This window comes from Shewanella intestini (genome assembly GCF_018221465.1).
Taxonomy (GTDB): Bacteria; Pseudomonadota; Gammaproteobacteria; order Enterobacterales; family Shewanellaceae; genus Shewanella; species Shewanella intestini.
Map to the genome: position 1 here is coordinate 495,480 of NZ_JAAIKR010000001.1, position 20,162 is coordinate 515,641.

Annotated in this window: 10 protein-coding genes; 5 read left to right on the plus strand and 5 right to left on the minus strand. The window is 42.4% G+C overall.

Annotated features, from left to right (window positions below):
- The first annotated feature begins 1 nt into the window (after position 1).
- From rnhB to tilS, 3 genes are all read left to right on the plus strand, one after another.
- Positions 2 to 625, plus strand: coding sequence for a ribonuclease HII (rnhB, locus tag G3R48_RS02195; protein ID WP_153660747.1), 624 nt, complete (start codon positions 2 to 4; stop codon positions 623 to 625).
- 409 nt (positions 626 to 1,034) lie between these two features.
- Entirely contained in the window at positions 1,035 to 4,511 is a 3,477-nt protein-coding gene (gene dnaE / locus G3R48_RS02200) for a DNA polymerase III subunit alpha (RefSeq protein WP_153660745.1), read from the plus strand.
- A gap of 9 nt (positions 4,512 to 4,520) precedes the next feature.
- Positions 4,521 to 6,020 carry a tRNA lysidine(34) synthetase TilS gene (tilS, locus tag G3R48_RS02205; RefSeq protein WP_153660743.1) on the plus strand — a complete coding sequence of 500 codons (1,500 nt, stop codon included), beginning with the start codon at positions 4,521 to 4,523 and terminating at the stop codon, positions 6,018 to 6,020.
- A gap of 115 nt (positions 6,021 to 6,135) precedes the next feature.
- Here tilS and dgcS read toward each other — a convergent pair whose 3' ends face one another.
- Complete coding sequence (gene dgcS / locus G3R48_RS02210; RefSeq protein ID WP_153660742.1) at positions 6,136 to 7,017, minus strand: diguanylate cyclase DgcS; 882 nt, start codon at positions 7,015 to 7,017, stop codon at positions 6,136 to 6,138.
- A 159-nt stretch (positions 7,018 to 7,176) separates the two neighbouring features.
- On the opposite strand from dgcS, the gene G3R48_RS02215 reads away from it, so the two are divergent.
- On the plus strand, positions 7,177 to 9,132 hold the full coding sequence (locus tag G3R48_RS02215; RefSeq protein WP_153660740.1) for a monovalent cation:proton antiporter family protein: 1,956 nt from the start codon (positions 7,177 to 7,179) through the stop codon (positions 9,130 to 9,132).
- A gap of 366 nt (positions 9,133 to 9,498) precedes the next feature.
- Positions 9,499 to 12,699, plus strand: a complete 3,201-nt coding sequence (locus tag G3R48_RS02220) for a DEAD/DEAH box helicase (protein WP_153660733.1) — start codon at positions 9,499 to 9,501, stop codon at positions 12,697 to 12,699.
- A 661-nt stretch (positions 12,700 to 13,360) separates the two neighbouring features.
- Here the strand turns inward: G3R48_RS02220 and G3R48_RS02225 are convergent.
- The 4 genes from G3R48_RS02225 to G3R48_RS02240 all read right to left on the minus strand — a co-directional run bounded on the left by G3R48_RS02225 (position 13,361) and on the right by G3R48_RS02240 (position 20,161).
- The gene (locus G3R48_RS02225) at positions 13,361 to 14,362 is read right to left on the minus strand and encodes a zinc-binding dehydrogenase (RefSeq protein WP_153660731.1); all 1,002 of its coding nucleotides are present in this window, start codon (positions 14,360 to 14,362) and stop codon (positions 13,361 to 13,363) included.
- A 73-nt stretch (positions 14,363 to 14,435) separates the two neighbouring features.
- Positions 14,436 to 15,848, minus strand: coding sequence for a TolC family protein (locus tag G3R48_RS02230; protein ID WP_153660729.1), 1,413 nt, complete (start codon positions 15,846 to 15,848; stop codon positions 14,436 to 14,438).
- Positions 15,849 to 15,853: 5 nt separating this feature from the next.
- A complete protein-coding gene (locus G3R48_RS02235) occupies positions 15,854 to 18,979 on the minus strand; it encodes an efflux RND transporter permease subunit (RefSeq protein WP_153660727.1) in 3,126 nt (1,041 codons plus the stop codon).
- A gap of 9 nt (positions 18,980 to 18,988) precedes the next feature.
- Positions 18,989 to 20,161: an efflux RND transporter periplasmic adaptor subunit gene (locus G3R48_RS02240; protein ID WP_153660725.1), complete on the minus strand. Its 1,173-nt coding sequence runs from the start codon at positions 20,159 to 20,161 to the stop codon at positions 18,989 to 18,991.
- Position 20,162: the final 1 nt, after the last annotated feature.

Here is a 20,162-nt window from a genome sequence, read left to right on the forward strand (position 1 = left end):
TATGGACTTTCCTGCTGTGATAAAAGCTATCACCCCAGAGCAAGTTGCGGTATTAACCAATGTACTTGTTGCTGGTGTTGATGAAGTAGGGCGAGGCCCTTTGGTTGGCGATGTGGTTACTGCTGCGGTGATTTTAGACCCTCACAATCCTATCGAAGGCTTAAATGACTCAAAAAAGCTTAGCGAGAAAAAGCGTAATGCCTTGTATCAACAGATTTGCGATAAAGCATTATGTATTAGTGTCGGGCGGTGTTCACCCGCTGAAATTGACCAATTAAATATCTTGCATGCAACGATGAAAGCCATGCAGCGTGCCGTCACAGGTTTAGCATTTACGCCGCAGCGAATATTGGTCGATGGCAACCGGAGCCCTGACTTTGGTATCCCCAGTTTTGCCATTGTAAAAGGGGATGGATTAGTTGATGCCATTAGTGCCGCGTCTATTATTGCCAAAGTGACTCGAGATCAAGAAATGCTGCAACTTGATGCTCGTTTCCCACAATACGGTTTCGCTAAGCATAAAGGCTACCCGACCAAAGCTCATTTTGAAGCCCTTGAAGAATTTGGCGTGTTAGATGAGCATCGAAAAAGCTTTCGCCCTGTTGCCGAGCGCTTGCAGCGTTAATATACAAAATGCGCGAGTTAAACCAATAAAGCCACATATTATTGTGGCTTTATTGGTATCATTCTATTAGTTTACTTAAAGTGTATTAGCTGGGCGTTGTTTATTTATTTGTACCTAGCGCTGATAATTAATCGCGGTAGTAACACGCTTTACAAATATTTAACTGCTCGCCAGGATTTAGGTTTGTTAATGATTAAAGTAGTAGATAAAACGAAATATCATTAGTTTCCCTGTCTCAGTATAAGGTGTCGATATTTACGGCTTTTAATACCGCGGCGACTCTTTTGATTTGCCGATGACAGCACCGAACACCAAGCTGCTAAAAAGCCATGACGAATAAGCAAACACGATGACGCACTAGCAAGCCAACACTTTTAATCAACAATAATAACCATTTCAAGAATCCCTTATGACAGATCCTCGTTTTATCCATTTACGCGTTCACAGTGACTTCTCCATGACAGACGGTGTTGCGAAGGTAAAACCCATCCTTGGTATGGCCGAAGAGCAGCAAATGGCTGCGATAGCCTTAACCGATCAAAACAATCTATGTGGCTTAGTTAAGTTTTATGAAGGTTGTCATAATGCGGGTATAAAGCCCATTATTGGTGCCGATTTTTGGATGCAAGTGCCAGGATTTGAAAAAGAGTTTTGTGCACTAACGATTATCGCTATGGATAACGACGGTTATTCAAGTTTAACTGAGCTGATTAGTGAAGCTTATTTACGCGGTCATGTTAATAACAAAGTCGCCATAGACCAACAGTGGTTGGTTAAATATAACAAAGGTATTTTGATCCTCTCTGGTGCGCGTGAAGGCGATCTTGGCAAAGCATTATTAAAAGGCAATGACGCTCAAGTTGATGAATTAGTCAGTTTTTACCAACAACACTTTTCTGGACGTTACTTTTTAGAATTAATTCGTACTGGCCGCCCAGATGAAGAACGCTATATTCAAATGGCGGTTGAACTGGCTTCACGAACTGAAATCCCCGTTGTTGCTACCAACCAAGTGGTATTTTTAAAAGCCGATGATTTCGACTCTCATGAAATCCGCGTGGCAATTCACGATGGTTTTACGCTTGCTGATCCGCGCCGACCTAAAAAATACAGCGAACAGCAGTATCTTCGCACCGCAGATGAAATGTGTGCCTTGTTTGATGATATTCCATCAGCGATTACTAACACCGTTGAAATTGCAAAACGCTGTAATGTCACCGTACGTTTGCATGAATACTTTTTACCTAACTTTCCAACAGGGGATTTATCGATTGAAGACTTCTTAGTCGATATATCAGAGAAAGGTTTAGAGGAGCGACTTGCTTTTTTATTTCCCGATGAAAATGAGCGAATAGAAAAACGACCTGAATACGATGAACGCCTAAAAATTGAATTGAAAGTGATTAACGAAATGGGGTTCCCAGGTTACTTCCTTATTGTGATGGAATTTATCCAATGGGGTAAAGATAACTTAATCCCTGTTGGGCCTGGTCGTGGTTCTGGGGCTGGTTCATTAGTGGCTTATGCGCTTAAAATTACTGACCTTGATCCATTAGAATATGACTTACTTTTTGAACGTTTCTTAAACCCTGAGCGGGTATCGATGCCCGACTTTGACGTCGACTTTTGTATGGACCGCCGTGATGAAGTTATTGATCACGTAGCGGAGCTTTATGGCCGCGAAGCGGTATCACAAATTATTACCTTTGGTACCATGGCAGCAAAAGCGGTGGTACGAGACGTAGGGCGGGTACTTGGCCATCCATACGGGTTTGTTGACCGCTTAACTAAAATGATCCCAGCAGAGCCGGGCATGACCTTGACGAAAGCTTTTGATGTTGAACCTTCACTGCCAGAAGCTTATGCGGCTGATGAAGATGTAAAAGAGCTTATCGATATGTGTCGCCGCTTAGAGGGCGTGACACGTAACGCAGGTAAACATGCTGGTGGTGTGGTGATTGCTCCCACTAAAATCACCGACTTTTCGCCTTTATATTGCGACGCGGAAGGCTTAAACCCCGTTACTCAGTTTGATAAAAATGACGTTGAAACCGCCGGATTAGTGAAGTTTGACTTCTTAGGTTTGCGTACCTTGACGATCATCGATTGGGCTTTGCAGATGATAAACCCTCGATTAGTAAAAGAGGGTAAAGAAGAAGTCAGAATTGAATCAATTAGTTTAACGGATCCTAAATCTTTTAGATTACTGCAAAAATACGAAACTACCGCGGTTTTCCAGCTAGAATCCCGCGGGATGAAAGACCTCATTAAACGTCTACAACCAGACTGCTTTGAAGACATGATTGCACTGGTGGCATTATTCCGTCCAGGGCCGCTGCAATCAGGCATGGTAGATAACTTCATTGAACGTAAACACGGCCGTGAAGAAGTATCTTACCCCGACGCTGAATACCAACATGAGTCATTAAAAGAGCTATTATCGCCAACTTACGGCATTATTTTGTATCAAGAACAAGTGATGCAAATCGCACAGGTGCTTGCGGGCTATACCCTTGGTGGCGCAGATATGCTTCGCCGTGCAATGGGTAAGAAAAAGCCAGAAGAAATGGCCAAACAACGTGGCACCTTTGAAGAAGGGGCAATTAAAAACGGTGTCGATGGCCCATTGTCAATGAAGATTTTCGACTTGGTTGAAAAGTTCGCCGGTTATGGTTTTAATAAATCTCACTCTGCCGCTTATGCATTAGTTTCTTATCAAACTCTATGGCTGAAAACCCATTACCCGGCTGAATTTATGGCTGCGGTAATGTCTGCCGATATGGATAATACTGACAAAATTGTCACCTTGGTTGATGAATGTGAACGCATGGGGTTGCCACTTATTCCCCCCGATGTGAACAAAGGCTTGTTTAAATTCACCGTCGATGACGAGCTTAATATTGTTTACGGTATTGGCGCGATTAAAGGGGTGGGTGAAGGCCCTGTTGACTCGATTCTTGAAGCGCGTAAAGACGGACCATTTATTGACTTGTTTGATTTTTGTGCGCGTATTGACCTTAAAAAGCTCAATAAACGCGTGATTGAGAAGCTCATTGCCGCAGGCGCGTTAGATAACCTAGGGCCACACCGTGCGGCAATGACCGCAACCCTGCCAGAGGCAATTAAAGCTGCTGCACAACATGCTAAAGCAGAATCCACCGGTCAACATGACATGTTTGGTTTGCTAAATAGTGAACCTGAAGATGTTAAGCAGCAATTTGTACAATGTACTCCGTGGCCCGATAAGGTCTGGTTAGAAGGGGAGCGTGATTCATTAGGGTTATATCTAACCGGTCATCCTATTAATCAATATTTGAAAGAGCTAAAACAATACACCTCAGGGCGATTAAAAGATATCCATCCCACCGAGCGTGGTAAAACGGTCAAGGCGGCAGGGCTTGTGGTTGCCACAAGAGTCATGATCACCAAACGGGGTTCTAAAATGGGGTTAGTGACACTCGATGATAAAAGTGCTCGTCTTGAAGTGATGCTATTTACTGAGCCATTTGAAAAGTTTGGCCATTTGTTAGAAAAAGATAAAATTTTAATTTGCGAAGGTGATGTCAGCTTTGATGATTTTTCAGGCGGTAACCGCATGAATGGTCGTAATATTATCGAAATTGGTGAAGCACGTAGTCACTTTGCCAAGGCAGTTGAAATTAATTTGCAAGCTGAAGATATCACCCCGCAATGGCTTGAAAACTTTGAAGCCACTTTACAGCCTTGGCGTAATGGCGCTGTGCCGGTAGTGATCACTTACACCCAACAAGGAGCGCAAGGTCAATTACAACTGGGTGAGCAATGGCGAGTCAATCCGTCTGACGAATTAATGTTAGCATTAGAGACGCTTTTGGGTTCAGCCAATGTCAAAATTAGCTTTAATTAACGGTGACTTATGAGCATGTCAGCGCCAATTAAACTTATCATGGACCAAATTGAAAATGTTCGTCAACAGTTAACGATGAGCGACAGCAATAAGTTAGTGCTGGCTTACAGTGGCGGCGTTGATTCTGAAGTATTAGCTTATGCATTAAGCCAGTACCGGTTATCTAAGCAACATAGTCAGCAGTTGCCGTCACTACCGATTTTATTAGTACATGTTCATCATGGTTTGAGTGCAAACGCAGATGTGTGGGGGGAGCATTGTCAAAATCGGGCTGCGTTATACCAACTTCCCATTGTGGTTGAGCATCTTGAGTTGACTAAAATGCCTCGCCAAAGTCTAGAAGCGATTGCCCGAGATGGACGTTATCAAGCCATTGCTAAGCATCTTAATCAAGGCGATGTGTTACTGACTGCACATCATCAAGATGACCAACTTGAAACCATTTTATTGGCGCTAAAACGTGGGCAAGGACCTAAAGGGTTAGCGGCAATGGGTGAGTTGCAGCCTTTTATGCCTAAGCATAAGCAGCTGTTGTGGCACGCAAGACCCATGTTAGGTTTAAGCCGTCTGCAAATTGAACAGTTAGCTGAGCAAAATGGCTTAATTCATATTGAAGATGAAAGTAACGCAGACGATCAATTCGACCGTAATTTTTTACGTAATCAAATTATCCCACAATTAAAACAACGTTGGCCGAGTATTGCCGCGACCGCTGCACGAAGCGCAGCATTATGTCATGACAGTCAGTTGTTAATTGATGATGAAGTCAGTCATCGCTTACCACCAATGTTAACTAGCACTGCAGATGCGATACACTACCGCACCGAATCTACTGGGTTAAAGTTAGATAGTTTCTTCGCTCAAGACGCCTGCTGGCAAGCGCATTTATTGCGTGCTTTTTTGATTATGCATCAAGTGAATTTACCCAGCCAAGTGCATCTGACTCAATTGATTAGTCAATTTGCGCGAGCTAAGAATGACGCCAATATTGATATTGTGATTGCTGATAAACATATCAAACGATTTGAACAACACATGTTTGTGGTTAATGGCGCAGATGAAAAACAAGTTATTAATCGACATCTTGCACATGAGCAGGGGTTAATTTCGGCTTTACGTCACAATGCTAATGTCACACCAACATCTACTGTAACGGCTGACTTTGCTGGAAACGCTCAAGGTGAGTACAAATTTGGCCAGCATTGGTTAGCGTGGCAGTTCGCTCAGACGGGACCACGATTACGATTGCCCCAACAAGGTGAACAGGTATCAATTGTTTTTGCCCCTAGTGGTAAAACTAAATGCCGCCCTGTTTTTGCAACCAATGCACGCAATAAACCACGCGAGCTTAAAAAGTTATGGCAAGAGTGTCATATTCCGCCATGGCGCAGGCGCAATATTGCTGCAATTTATTACAATGATAACTTAGTGGCAATGCTGGGATTATGGATTGAAAAGGATTTTCTAGCGCAGCAAGATGATCTTGGGCTTAGCTTTACGTTGCTGTAATTAAAGTTGCTGTAATCTAAGTCACTAATATCGAGTCGGTGATTCAGACAGGTTACAACTGCAACTTGACTTCAGCCACATCTTAGTTGTTGAAGTCTTTTATCGCACTCGATAATTAAACCTGCGCGACCTTAAAGCTGTTTCTTCCTTCTGCTTTCGCTTGATACATGGCTTTATCTGCATGAAAGTAAAGTTGGTCGGCATCTAGCTCAGCACCTGCTTGTGCAATACCTAAACTGCATTTAACATCAAATTTATCCATTTCATAATCAGCAGCAACGGCACGTAAAATACGCTCGCATACCATTTGTGCAGCAGCGGTATCACCTTGAGTAATAATGACAAATTCATCACCACCAATACGAAATGCTTGATCAGTGTTGCGAATTGCATTTTGTACTAATGCCGCAAAATTACGCAACATATTGTCGCCCATTTGGTGGCCGTAAGTGTCATTAAGCTGTTTAAATTTGTCTAGGTCTGCCACAATTAATGAAATATTATCAAGTTTACGTTCATATCGTGCTATAGCGTGTTTGATAGACTGATGGTAATAATAACGATTACCTAAATTGGTGAGCTCATCAAACATAGCTTGATTAGACATCGCTTGATACTTGATTGCGTTACTTAATGGTTGGGTCAAAATTGACTCAAGTTGATTAAGTTTTTTCACCTCTTTTGTACTAAGCGCAGTTTTCAATTGGTAAACCAAATGAAATGTATGATTGGTACCTTTAATTGTTTGACGAAACTCAATCCCGCGACGACGACCCCAAGCGAACTGATTCTTTCCACAGGTGAGTTGAACACCAGTTAGCGGCAAATACTGGCCGACAATTTTTCCAAAGCAGGCAAATACTGTCTTGGGATCAAGGCTGGCATGAAATAACTGCATAATGCTGACTAAGTCAATTTCAGCGCTAGATGACTCATAAACGTTCGCATTGAACCAAAAATCATCAGGGTACAGTTCTGTGGCAATAGCGGTGTTCATAAGTGAGCTCCAAAAATAAAGATTTACGTATATTATTTAGCATTATTTGTGCCATTAATTTTTTTGTCTTATATTTTAATGGTTTGCTATTTATTAGCATTGTTGATATTAATCAACTATCCACTGTCGTGGCAGGTTTTTGACGGAGTACAAAATCAAATGGAACATTGGTTGCTTATTCACATTTTGGCCATGCTAGTTATTGCTATTGTTGCCATTGCTATTCTTCGCCGCCTTGGCTTACCGCCCATACTTGCCTACTTATTAACCGGTGTGTTAAGTGGCCCGAGTGGTTTTCATTGGTTCACTCAATATCAAATGCATTCGGTGGCAGAGCTTGGTGTGGTGTTATTGATGTTCACCCTCGGGTTAGAATTCTCTGTGCCTAAATTGTGGGCGATGCGCCGAACCGTGTTTGGCTTAGGTTTTGGGCAAATGACCGCGACTGCCTTTATTGCAGGCTGTATGGCGTTAATGGTCGGGCAAGGGACTGTAGCGGCCATTGTTATTGGCGCTACGATTGCCTTATCGTCAACAGCCATTGTGTTAAAGCTGCTAAATGAACAAGGTTGGTTGCGTCGTCGTCACGGTGAGTTGTCGATCAGTGTTTTATTATTTCAAGATCTTGCCGTTATCCCGCTGCTCATCCTGTTACCGCTTTTAGCCAATGATGGCGCGCAAATAAGTTACCAAGAACTAGCATGGGGACTGTTTACCGGCATATTGGCCTTCTTAGGCTTAATGTCATTTGGTAAATGGATTTTGCCGCGAATATTTGATGAGGTTGCTCGCTCGCGTACCAATGAGTTGTTTGTGTTATCCACGTTGGTTGTGGCATTAGTCACCGGCGCTTTTACCCAATGGTTAGGTTTGTCGATGGCTTTGGGGGCATTTATTGCAGGTATGCTTTTAGGCGAAAGCCAATATCGTCGCCAGTTAGAAGCCGATATCCGCCCGTTTCGGGACTTATTAATGGGACTGTTTTTCATCTCAATCGGCATGTTGCTTAATTTTGAGTTGGTATTTCAATTTTGGTGGCAAATATTATTAACCTTAGTGATGGTGTTAGTGATAAAAATTGCGGTGGTATTTGGTTTATTAAGGTTAGCCGGAGAAAGTGCCAAGGTGTCATTAAGTTCTGCATTAAGCTTAGGGCAAGTGGGCGAGTTTAGTTTTGTTGTGTTAGCGCTGGCCGTGAATTATCAATTGCTAGCCCCCCAAGTCAGTACCGTGCTGGTGGCAGTTGCCGTGTTATCTATGTCGCTTGCCCCTTGGTTAGTTCGCAACAGTGTTGATATTGCAGGCAGAGTGCTTGGCAGTGTTTCCAAGCAAAAGAAATCATTAGAGCAAGTTGAGTTCCCACCGATTGAAACACATCGCGATTTAGTCATCGTGCTGGGGTACGGCCGAGTAGGACAAACCATTACCCGCTTTTTGAAAACTGAAGGTGTGCCATTTTTAGTGCTCGATTTAGACCCGACTCGCGTATCAGAAGCACGAGCGGCGGGCGAGCCAGTCTACTTTGGTGATGCTTGTAAAATGAGTATTTTAAAACAAGCCGGTATTCGACAGGCTAATTTAGTTGTGGTGACATTTTGTGAGCTAAGGCAGTCAGAAGAAGCATTATCATTGTGTCGTAAGTTGGCTCCACAAACCAAAATTTTAGTACGTACTAAAGATGATGAAAATTTAGATGAGTTAAAACAAGCCGGTGCAACCCAAGTTATCCCTGAGTCACTTGAGGGAAGCTTAATGTTGGTCTCACAAGTCTTGTATAAATGCGGCGTGCCATTAGCACGGATTATTAAGCGAATTGAGTCAGAAAGGCGCAATCATTACCAATACTTACATGGTTTTTTTACTGGGGCAGAAACTGACTTTACCCTTGATTTAATGCACGCAGTACCCTTAGTGACCGGTGCAACCGCAGTGGGGAGCCAATTAGCCGATATTCCTTGGCGTACGTTAGGCGTCGAACTGCGATCAATTAGGCGCAAAGGTGAAGAAATTGATTCCCCAGCAGCAGATTGGGTATTTGAGCCAAATGATATTTTAATGCTTGTTGGTAAACCAAGAAGCATTGAAAAAGCGGAAGAGTATTTGTTGCAAGGTTAGTCGCTCATATTAACTATAATTTGGTGGTTTAACGCGCACGTTCAGCCACTAAATTATCAGCCAGCAACAGAGTGATGACCCGTTGTAATCGTGCCCCCAATGATACTGTTAGACATAGATTTAACTTTAATGACTATCAAGTTGTAATGAGCAATACCATGTATCAATTTTCTGAGTGGCTATTGAGTTTAATCAGTGCAGACAAATGACAATTCAAATTGATAAATAGCGTATTGTTAGCGCTTAAATCCTAAATAGGTGTGCAGTTTGGGCTAAATGCAGTAGCAATCAGATTACTTCTTCCATAGAATGGATAGTTAACTTTTTTAGACGCGGCAATTTAGCGTCATTTGTCTTGGTGTGTAGATGTCGGCAAAACTGTTTAACCTTCCTATCAAACTTTCCCGTGAATTAGTGGCAAAGTTATTTAGTGCAACCCAAATTCAAAAAGCACAAAACTACTTGATCCAAGGTCGAGTATTAGAAGTGACTGCCAGTAAAGATAATCATGACATTGAGTCATATGTGGAAGGTTCTGCAGAAGAGCCGTATCGTCAAGAAATCACCCTCGTTAATGTCAATCATAAAGTCGTGATGCGTTCTCATTGTACGTGCCCGGTTCGGGGTAACTGTAAACACGTTGCCGCGGCGATGTTGTCGTTGGTCGACAAAAAACCGGTTGAAGAGCAGCGTTTAAATCAATGGCTTAAGCAGTTAGATGACGTGCAGCCACCGCAATTAGATGGCGCTGAAATCGATCGAGTTATTTATACCTTTTCAAGTGATCCTCACGGTGTTTATGTAGAATTTAAACGTAGCCGCTTAAATAAAAAAGGCCAATTTAATAAAGGCAGTAAGTTACAACTGGTTGATTTACGACAACATATTCCAAGTTGGGTATTAGCTGGTGATAAGCAAATTGTCCATTTATTACTGTCAGTTAATCAGGGGACAAAAGTGTATCTAGAAGGGGAGTTTGCTCACCTTGCACTGGGTAAAATTTTGGCCCAAGGGTTAGGCTTTTGGGAAGAAAGTCGTACTCCAATTCGCTGGCGAGAACCCATTGAACCGGCTTTTGTGTGGTGTGAAATTGACAAAAAACACACTCAAATGCAAATGAGCATGCCTGGGCTCGACAACTGGGAATTTGTGGCTACTCAGCCAGCGATGTTTGTTGAGTTAGATTATTTCAAAATGGGGCATATTAATACCGATCTCAGTGTTGAAAAGCTCAAGCTGTTACAGCATATGCCGCCGGTACCGCTAGAAAAAATTGATACCATTAGCCATACCATGTTGCGCCACTTTTCACCGAAAACAATCCCTGTGCCTAGTGACATTGAGTTTTACGAAATAGACGAGCCAATGCAAGCGATAGTGACTTTCACGATGCTGGAGCTTAATAACGATCCACATGTTCAACCTGTAATTGAGTTGGCGTTTCAATATGGTGATGTCATTGTCCCAGCTCGAGAGCAGCCTGAACGTATTAGTTTGGTTAAAAAAGGCCATGTTCAATATCAAATTCATCGTAATGTTGAGGCCGAATCAAGCTTACTTGAACAATTCACCCAAAAGTCACTACGGCCAATTGATAAACAGTTTTATGCTACTCAAAGTGTGCGGATGTATTTCACTCCCGGCTATATTCCTGAATGGATATTGTCGTGGTCAGAACTGTCAGCACAGCAAAGCATTGCTTGGTTTGAGTCCTTAGGTATCAAAGTCATTATTGATGACAGTTACGACTTAAACATTATTGATGTGAAGCTGGATGTTGATTTAGTTGACGAAGATGAATCCGGTTGGTTTTCGCTGTCGCTGAATGCTGACATTGAAGGTCAAAACGTGCCTTTATTGGCACTTGTGGCGCGCTGGTTACAACAAAATGGTGAGCCAGATGACGAACAGTCTTTACTGTTACCAGGGCCTAATGGTCAATTTATTAAGGTAAAAGCCAAAACCATCAAACCGTTGGTGTCTATTATTCAAGAGCTGTTTAATCGCAACCAAGAAGAAGTGCTTCAAGTGCCGCGAAGTCGTGCTCATTTGTTAAATGAGCTTTCTGAAAACGAAGTGCGGCTGCTTAATGGTGAACGGGTACGAAAACTAGCTAAACAGCTTGAGCAATTTAACGGTGTTGAAGATATTCCATTGCCGAGAAATTTGCACGCTACGCTGCGTGATTATCAAAAACAAGGATATAACTGGCTGTGTTTTCTAAAGAAATATCAACTCGGTGGTATTTTGGCCGATGATATGGGATTAGGGAAAACCATTCAAACCTTGGCTTTTTTGCTTGGAGATAAACAAGCAAATCAATCAATAAAACCCAGTTTAATCGTTTGCCCAACAAGCCTTGTCGGCAACTGGTTAAAAGAAACAAATAAGTTTACCCCGTCTTTAAAGGTGGTGGTTATTCATGGTAGTAAGCGACAACAGTACCTCGATAATATTAATGATTACGATATTGTCATTACCACTTACCCGCTAATTTTACGTGATCATGATGTTTATGCCGATTGTGTGTTTGAGCACATTATTTTAGATGAAGCGCAGCTGATCAAAAACGATCAAGCGAAAGTGACTCAAGTGATTAAAACCTTGCGTGGTCATTTCCGTTTGTGTTTATCAGGTACGCCGCTTGAAAATCATTTGGGCGAGCTAAAGTCATTAATGGACTTCTGTTTACCGGGTTTATTAGGCCAACATACCTTTTTCCAAAAGCATTTTAGAGGCCCGATAGAAAAACAAGGTGATGTTGAGCAAGGTAAAATACTAAGCCAGCGTGTCGCACCATTTATGCTACGGCGAACCAAGAAAGAAGTGGTGTCTGAATTACCTGAAAAAACCGTAATCGTGCAATCGCTGACACTTGAAAAAGATCAACGCAATTTGTATGAATCAATTCGGTTAGTGATGGAGAAAAAACTGCGAGAATTGTTTGCTAAAAAAGGCGTGTCGAGCAGTCAAATTGAGTTTCTTGATGCGTTATTAAAACTGCGTCAAGCCTGTTGTGACCCAAGGTTGGTTAAACTTGAGCAAGCGCAATTGGTACAAGATAACGCGAAATTAGCTTGGCTTAAGCAAACCTTGCCAGACATGTTAGAAGAAGGGCGTAAAATACTCATCTTTAGCCAATTTACTGGCATGCTGGCGTTTATCGAACAAGAGCTGCAAACGCTAGAGGTGCCATACAGTAAGTTGACGGGGCAAACGCGTCATCGCCAAGAGCAAATTGATGCCTTTCAAGACGGTGATAAGTCGGTATTTTTAATTAGCTTAAAAGCAGGTGGTACGGGGTTAAATCTTACCACTGCTGATACCGTGATTCATTTTGATCCATGGTGGAATCCGGCAGCCGAGCGTCAAGCAACTGATAGAGCGCATCGCATTGGGCAACAAAACCCTGTATTTGTGTACAAACTCATTGCACAAGGTACCGTAGAGGAAAAAATTCAAGAAATGCAGGTGCATAAGCAAGGACTGGCAGATCGTATTTTATCTGATACGACTCAAGGTCCATGGAAAGGTAATGCAGACGATTTATTAGCGTTATTAAGTTAGGTTGTTCGTCACGATGATGTTAGATAATCGCGAATAATAAAAAACGAGCCATTCAATGATGATTGGCTCGTTTTTTTATGTTGTATTAAAACGCTGTCTATCTCCGACGCTGTAATGTCACCTAGTACTGTGTGAGCATTTTCAATATCGATAAACTTTTTGCCTCACTGTTACATACTGCAAAAAAGATACTTTTCAGTATTCATAAGAAACAATCACTTCATTGGCTCAAGAATGAGACCGCTAGCGTTATCTAATACAAAAGCTTTAGTCTTTGCTAAACAGTTTTTTGATTTTGTTGCCGCTGAGTCCAATTGCTACCACAATGAATTCAATCGAAACAATCGAAAATAGAAATGAAAATACTGCTGGGAGATGTCGAATGAAATCCATAATGTTACCTTAACTTATTTGCTTTGCTGTGTACTTAAGTTAAAGCTAACGCAATCTCAAGGTAATTTTAATGATCAAGATCACAGTTTATTTTTTATCCATTAGGTCGGGATTTAAACGAAAACCGCAACAATGATACTGGTACAAGGCATGAATTTGATCAGATTATTGCTGTGTTAAAGAATAAATATTATTTTATTCAAAGGCTTATGTAGTTAACCTTCGAGCGGTTAAATAGTAAACAGCTGCTTGTTTGAGCTACTTTATATTAACAAATCTTAACCGTAGGCCGAGTTGCCAAGGTGTTTGACCGTATCTTTTCAAGGGCATCATCGATTGCCGCAACATTAAATTCAATATGTTCAATTTGTGGGGCAATAATGTCACCATTACCGATATCATTTAATAACTTTTCCCCCATAAAACCTAAATGTTGTTGGGCACATAAACTATTCGATAACCAAGCACCGCCAACTGAAATAACATGAATATTAGGTGACTTTTCGAATAAGGTGTCAGGGTCGGGTTGATTAAAGCCGTTTAAACAGGCAATACGGCCACCAAATCGTAAACGGTTTAAGTCTTCAATAAAGCTATCACCACCTTGGTTGTTGATAATACAATCAAAGCCTGGTTGACCAAGCTCATGCTTAATTTGTTCACCTATTTTCTGTGACTGGCAATTAATGGTGAAATCAGCACCGAGTTTACGTAAGCGCTTATGGTGCGCTTTGGGAGCTAAAGCAAAAACCTGAGCCCCTTTTTGTTTGGCGTATTGAATGGCAAAATGGCCAACTCCATCTTGAGCGTTGCTAATAGCAATGGCGTCGCCTTGTTGTAATTGCAGCTTTTCAATCGCCAATAACGCTGCCATACCCGACGTCGGTAATACCACTGCTAGATCATTAGTTATCCCTTCAGGCACGACTGTCACTGCATAATTAGGAATCGCGGTATACTCTTTTAACATACCTTGCTCAGCTTGGCTGGCATTAAATAACACCTTAGAGCCAACGATGGGAAAGATGCCTTTTTCCGCTTGAACTACCGTTCCTACGGCATCAAAGCCTAAAATATGTGGATATTGCCAATGCTTAAAGCCTTGCTTTGATAATCGGGCGTCACATTGATTTAAGGCTACATATTCAATTTTAACGAGCAGTTGTGTTCCGCTTATTTGCGGCACAGCTTGCGTTGCCATTTGTAATTCAAAACCACAATCACGTTGATGTAACTCAATGGTATTCATGTTGCTAGGTATGGTTAACATGTTTCCCCTGTGCCGATTAATTAATGCCGATAACAACCTATTTTGAGGCAGATATTATTTATCGATTAATCACTTAACGCAATAATTCACTTGCCCATTTGCCGCTGAGTTCACTGTAAACATTCACCCCTGCATTTAACCATTGATCATGAATTATCATCTGTGACTGCTCCGCAATTAATACATCTTGTTGTGCATTTAACAGTTCAAAATAAGACTGTTGTCCTTCTTGGTAACTATCTTGTGCTTGAATTAGCGCGTTTTCGGCGGCATTAACTCGTTTGTTGGCGTAATCTAATTGCTGTTTTGTTCGCTCTAATGTGCGCAAAGACAGCTCTGTTGTAGACAATACCTCTGTTAACACTTGTTTGTAGTGGTGATAACTGGCCTCAGTTAAGGCTGTTTGATTGTCTAATTGAGCAAGCAGTTGCGGGTAACTAAATAACGACCAACTAATAGTTGGGGTTATTTGCCAGTTTGATTGGCTATGGTCAAAGTTAAGCCCCGGGGCACTTATTATCCCTGCAAAGGCTGACAAGCTGATATCTGGATATAACGCGCGCGCGGCACTGTTAGCTATTTGGCTTTGTTGGGTTAGTTGCTGCATAGCCGATTGCACATCGCCGCGCTGCATTACGGCAATTTGCGGTGATTTAACTGCAACATGTAAACTCAGCGCATTGTATTGCGTCATAGTTAATGCAGTTAAGTTCAATTGATTGGCTTGCTTATTAAGTAATACGGCCAAGGTTTGTTCAACTTGAGCACGCTTAATTGCAATAAGCGGAAGCTGTTGTTTAAATTCAAAATATTGGGCTTGAGTACGATCAAAGGCTAATTCAGTCGCCATGCCTTCTTTTATTTGTACTTGTAAAATAGCCATTGAATCTTCTAAATTTTTTAGTCGACTTTGGGTTATTTGTTCGCGTAAATGTAAATTTTGCCATTGCAGATACCCGTGTACTGTGGCGCTGACAAGGGCATTGACCATTGTTTGATATTGACCTTGTTGATCATTCGCTCCCGCTTGTGCTGCTGCGCTTAAGGCGCTTAATCTACCCGATAAATCAGGTTGCCAAGATAAACGTCCACCAGCAGATGTTGACGCTTGTACTTGACCATTTGGGTTGCTGGTACTTGAGGTATTGCCGCGAATGCCATTGGCTTGAACATCACCTTGGGGCCATAACGTTTTGTTTTGTGCACTTAATCTCGCAATTGCCGCTTGTAGTCTTGCTGCTGCGGCTTTGAGGTCTTGGTTACCAGATAATGTTTGATTAACCAATGTATTTAGCTGTGGGCTATCGAGTTGTTGCCACCAAGCGAGTTCAGATTGCTCAGTAAGCCCTTGCAACATGGCATCTTGACTTACTTGTTTGGTAAATACGGCGGTTGTTTGAGCTTGTTGTTGCGCTAGTGGGGCGCTGGTGCACCCCGCCAGTACAGCAATACTCAATGACGTTAACGCCAATGTGATTGCTTTCATTACTACTAATCCTTAGGCGTGACTAAACGATAGAAAACAGGGGTAAATAACAGACCAAAGAAGGTTACGCCTATCATGCCAAAGAATACCGCATCGCCCATAGCTTGACGCATTTCAGCGCCGGCGCCACTGGCAAACACTAACGGGATAACCCCAGCAGTGAAGGCAATAGAGGTCATTAAAATAGGACGTAAACGTAGTCGGCATGCTTCGACAATTGCATCTAAATGATTTGCGCCTTTTAAGTGCTGATCTCGGGCAAACTCCACCATTAAAATGGCGTTTTTGGATGCCAGCGCCACCAGTACAATTAGCGCAATTTGAGTGAACATATTGTTATCACCACCCAGTGCATAGACACCAGCAAGTGCTGAGAATATGGTCATTGGCACAATTAAAATAATCGCTAAAGGTAAGCGTAAGCTCTCGTATTGCGCAGCGAGTACCATAAAGACTAACAACACCACTAATGGGAAGACATACACCATAGTGTTACCGGCTAATATTTGCTGGTAAGTCACCTCGGTCCACTCATAAGTAATGCCTTCAGGCAGTGAGGTTATCATGACCTGTTCAATGGCTTCTTTGGCTTGGTCTGAGCTATATCCCGGTGCTGGGCTACCATTTAACTCTGCAGTTATATAGCCGTTATAGCGTTGCACACGGTCTGGACCAATCGTTGGCGTAACAGTGACAACCGAACCAAGTGGCAACATGTCACCTGCAGCGTTACGTATTTTTAAGTTTAAAATTTGTTCACGCTTGCTACGGTATTTGGCCTCTGCTTGTGCTTTTACCTGATATGTTCGGCCAAACATGTTGAAGTCATTGACATAAGCGGAGCCTAAGTACACTTGCAAAGTACTGAACACGTCATCCAATCGAATCCCTTGGATCAGGGCTTGTTCACGATCAATATTAATGTCCATTTGTGGCACTTGAATACGATAGCTTGAGAATAACCCCGTTAAAGCGGGATTCTTTTGCGCTTGGCCAATCGTGGCTTGCAATGCATCAAACAGCGCGGCAAAACCTTTATTGCCTCGGTCTTCAAGTTGTAATTTAAAGCCACCTGTTGTGCCTAAACCTAATATTGGTGGTGGCGGGAATACCGCAACAAATGCTTCATCAATAGCACTAAATTGCTGATTTAACTGCATTGCAATGGCGTTGGCTGACATATTAGCCGCTTTACGTTGGCTAAAGTCATCTAAGGTGACAAACACAATGCCGCTATTGGTACTGTTGGTGAAGCCATTAACCGACAAACCAGGGAAGGCAACAGTATTGGCAACACCTGGTACTTTCAAAGCAATGGCTTGCATATGTTTAATCACATCAGAGGTTCGGTCTAAACTGGCCGCATCAGGTAATTGCGCAATAGCAACGAGGTATTGTTTATCTTGTTGTGGGATAAAGCCACCTGGCACGCTGTGGAATAAACCAACGGTTGAGCCAACTAATCCAATATATATCACCCCAACGACTACGCTAAAGCGAATTAGCTTTTTCACCAATGCTTGATAACCGTTACTGCCTTTATCAAAAATGCGATTAAAGGGTTTAAATAACCAGTTACCAAATAACTTGTTAAGCACATTGGTTAACTTATCTTCAGGTGCATCGTGTGCTTTTAGTAACAGCGCAGCTAACGCAGGTGAAAGCGTTAATGAGTTAAATGCCGATATGAGGGTTGAAATAGTAATGGTTAACGCAAATTGTTTATAAAACTGGCCCGATAAACCTGAAATAAATGCCGTTGGAATAAATACCGCACATAACACAAAAGCAATGGCAATAATGGGGCCGGTGACTTCACTCATGGCAATTTTGGTTGCCTCAAACGGACTATGTCCAGCGGCAATATTACGCTCAACGTTTTCAACCACCACAATGGCATCATCGACCACAATACCGATGGCTAACACCAGTCCAAATAGCGACAAGGTGTTAATGGAAACGCCCAGTATTTGCATCATTGCAAAAGTACCAATTAGCGATACTGGCACTGCAATAAGTGGAATAATCGATGCGCGCCATGTTTGTAAGAACACAATCACAACAATCACAACTAACAAAATGGCTTCAATTAACGTGTGAATAACCGCTTCAATAGAGCCGCGCACAAACACGGTTGGGTCGTATGCGATGTCATATGTCATGCCTTGAGGGAAAGATGCTGACAAACGGTCCATGGTACTGCGCACATCGTCAGACAACTGAATCGCATTTGACCCTGGACGTTGGAATACTGGGATCGCTAGAGCTGTTTTGTTGTTTAACATGGCGCGTAGGGCGTAGTTTTCTTGCCCGAGTTCTATCTTTGCGACGTCATTTAATCGAGTGATTTCACCATTTTTACCTACGTGTAAAACCACCTTTTTAAATTCATCAATGCTTTCTAAACGGCCTTTGACGTTAAGTAATACTTGAAATTGGTTATCAGACGACGTGGGTTGCGCGCCAAGTGAGCCCGCGGCTACTTGTTGGTTTTGAGCGCGCAGTGCAGCCATCACATCTGTGGCGGTTAAGTTGTGCTGTGCAAGTGCATCTGGGTTTAACCAAACGCGCATAGCGTATTTAGCTCCACCAAATAACAAAATATCACCCACACCAGGCAGGCGTTTTAATTCATCTTGTATATAAAGATCGGCATAGTTAGCCATGTAAGCACTGTCTCTTGAATTATCAGGAGAGTACAAGTGCACCACTAATGCTAAGTTCGGCGATTTCTTTTCAGCAGAAACCCCTAAACGTTGCACATCTTGTGGTAAACGTGGCAAGGCATTGTTGACTCTATTTTGAACTTGAACTTGGGCTTGGTCTAAATCGGTTCCAAGTGCAAAGGTCACGGTTAAGCTTAAATGTCCGTCACTGGTTGATTGCGATGAATAGTAAAGCATGTTCTCTAAACCATTCATTTCTTGTTCTAACGGTGCGGCTACCGTTTGAGCGATAACTTTAGGGTTAGCACCAGGATAGTTGGCACTGACCACAACAGTGGGTGGCACAACTTCAGGGTATTCACTGACAGGAAGCTGGGTTAGTGCAAGCAAACCCGCTATAACAAACACCAGTGAAAGCATGATCGCAAATATGGGTCTGCGAATAAAAAAATGTGAAAAGTTCATAAGATTCTCTTACTTTGCATCATTTGATAATGTTTGAGTGTCACCAGCTTGCTCTAACACCAGTTGAATGTTGCTGAAATCGAGTTTGACCATATTCGGGGTTATCGGCATGCCTGGGCCTACACGGGCTGGTCCATTAGCTGCAACGCGATCGCCTTGGGTTAACCCAGAAGTAATTGCACGTAATTGACCATAACGGTTACCTAAAACAACAGGGCGATATTGCAAGGTGTTATGTTCATCAACAACTAATACAAATCGGTTTTTAAGGTCGGTACCGATGGCGCGTTCTGGCACAATTGCCGTAGGGGTCGCATCGTCTGCTGCCAATGATAAGCGAGCAAAAGCGCCGGGTTTTAAATGGTACGGCTTAGCGTCAAATACACCGCGAACGCGTAATGTACCGGTTGTTGGGTTGATACGGTTATCAATGAAATCAATATAACCACTGATATCAGCTTGACCGTTAAGGCGTTGCATCATGACTTTAATATGATCAGAGGCTTTAACATTAGAGAATTTTTGCTCCCAAGTGCGCTCATCAATATCAAAATAGGCATATAATTTGTCGTCAGACACTAACGTTGTTAATACAGTTTGACCAGCGCTAACGAAGTTACCTTCAGTGGCCATAGCACGTGAAATAATTCCCGAGATAGGGGCTTTAACTTGGCTAAATTCTAGGTTTAATTTAGCTGACTCTAATTGCGCTTCAATGGCATCACGCCCTGCGATAGCTTGGCGAAGTGTTGACTGACGTTGGTCGGCTTGTTCGGTTGACATCGCTTTTTGGGCCGCTAAATGTTTGGCTCGGCGCGCTTCATGTTCTGCTTGTTCAAGCCCAGCTTCTGCACTGACTAACTGCGCCTGAAGGCTTTTGACTTCAGTATTAAATTGTCTTGGGTCAATGCTAAAAAGTACCTGACCTTTGGTGACTTGTTGGCCTTCTTGAAATAACACTTTCTCAATTTGACCTGACACTCGAGGTTTAAGTGAGACGTGATGAGGCGCTTCTAAACGAGTGGTAAATGTGTGCCATGACTGTATTGATTTAATTTGAACATCGGCAACATCAATCGTTAATGGTGGGGGCTGTTGCCCTTGTTGAGCATTTGATTGATTACAACCGCTAAGCAACACGGCCAAGATGATGGCACTTAATGTGTAGCTGATATTTTTCATG

Bases quoted from the DNA above. Each gene is read 5' to 3' on its own strand.
- G3R48_RS02220 (WP_153660733.1), top strand. From the start codon at position 9,499: ATGTCGGCAAAACTGTTTAACCTTCCTATCAAACTTTCCCGTGAATTA.
- dgcS (WP_153660742.1), bottom strand. From the start codon at position 7,017: ATGAACACCGCTATTGCCACAGAACTGTACCCTGATGATTTTTGGTTC.
- rnhB (WP_153660747.1), top strand. From the start codon at position 2: ATGGACTTTCCTGCTGTGATAAAAGCTATCACCCCAGAGCAAGTTGCG.
- dnaE (WP_153660745.1), top strand. From the start codon at position 1,035: ATGACAGATCCTCGTTTTATCCATTTACGCGTTCACAGTGACTTCTCC.
- G3R48_RS02225 (WP_153660731.1), bottom strand. From the start codon at position 14,362: ATGTTAACCATACCTAGCAACATGAATACCATTGAGTTACATCAACGT.
- tilS (WP_153660743.1), top strand. From the start codon at position 4,521: ATGAGCATGTCAGCGCCAATTAAACTTATCATGGACCAAATTGAAAAT.
- G3R48_RS02235 (WP_153660727.1), bottom strand. From the start codon at position 18,979: ATGAACTTTTCACATTTTTTTATTCGCAGACCCATATTTGCGATCATG.
- G3R48_RS02230 (WP_153660729.1), bottom strand. From the start codon at position 15,848: ATGAAAGCAATCACATTGGCGTTAACGTCATTGAGTATTGCTGTACTG.
- G3R48_RS02240 (WP_153660725.1), bottom strand. From the start codon at position 20,161: ATGAAAAATATCAGCTACACATTAAGTGCCATCATCTTGGCCGTGTTG.
- G3R48_RS02215 (WP_153660740.1), top strand. From the start codon at position 7,177: ATGGAACATTGGTTGCTTATTCACATTTTGGCCATGCTAGTTATTGCT.